The following is a 648-nucleotide window of genomic DNA, read 5'->3' on the forward strand; positions in this document are numbered from 1 at the left end:
ATATAAAAGCCCGTGCCGCTTCGAGGCCGAAGCTGCATAGACAGAGAAACGCTCTCCACTCTTTCCGGGCAAGTCCATCGCCCAATGGACACGATTGGCGAAGGTAGTCTGGCGTCCTGACGGCAACAGGTGGGATCGCTCCTCGGACGATAGGCCGAAATCGTCAGCCAAACGTGTCACCACGTCGGATATACGCTGCTCACCCTCGGCGGCCACCTTCAGTACCGGCAGCATAAGGGTCTGAAAATCTGGAATCGCCACAACGCCCTCCCGTCCACTCTTGGCGGCAACAGAGTGAAGGTGTGCTGGACCATGGTCAATCCACCAATGATCATCTTGGGCCGGGGAGGAGATTGCCGAATCTGCGACGGGCCGTTAGAGTCCGCACCACAGGCACCTAGGGGATATTATGGCGATCTTGACGCTTCAACAGCTTTCGAACCATATGTGGGGCGCGGCGGACATCCTGCGCGGCTCCATCGATGCTGCCGACTACAAGCACTATATTTTCGGGCTGCTGTTCTACAAGCGCCTGTGCGATGTGTGGGAAGAGGAGTTCGAGCAGCGCATGGTGACCTATGGCGACGCCAAGTTGGCGGCGCATAGGGACGAGCATCGTTTCCATATCCCCGAGGGCCATTTCTGGGC

General features: G+C 58.0%; 2 protein-coding genes. One reads left to right on the plus strand and one right to left on the minus strand.

Annotation, left to right across the window (positions count from 1 at the left end; all coding sequences use genetic code 11):
• Positions 1 to 261: winged helix-turn-helix domain-containing protein (locus KEC16_RS19640; protein WP_211552116.1), on the minus strand; the 261-nt coding region annotated here is incomplete at its 3' end.
• 148 nt (positions 262 to 409) lie between these two features.
• Here KEC16_RS19640 and KEC16_RS19645 point away from each other — a divergent pair.
• Positions 410 to 648, plus strand: a 239-nt coding sequence (locus KEC16_RS19645; protein ID WP_211552118.1) for a type I restriction-modification system subunit M N-terminal domain-containing protein, incomplete at its 3' end; no start/stop codon positions are given.

The organism is Magnetospirillum sulfuroxidans, from assembly GCF_018224925.1.
Lineage (GTDB): Bacteria > Pseudomonadota > Alphaproteobacteria > Rhodospirillales > Magnetospirillaceae > Magnetospirillum > Magnetospirillum sulfuroxidans.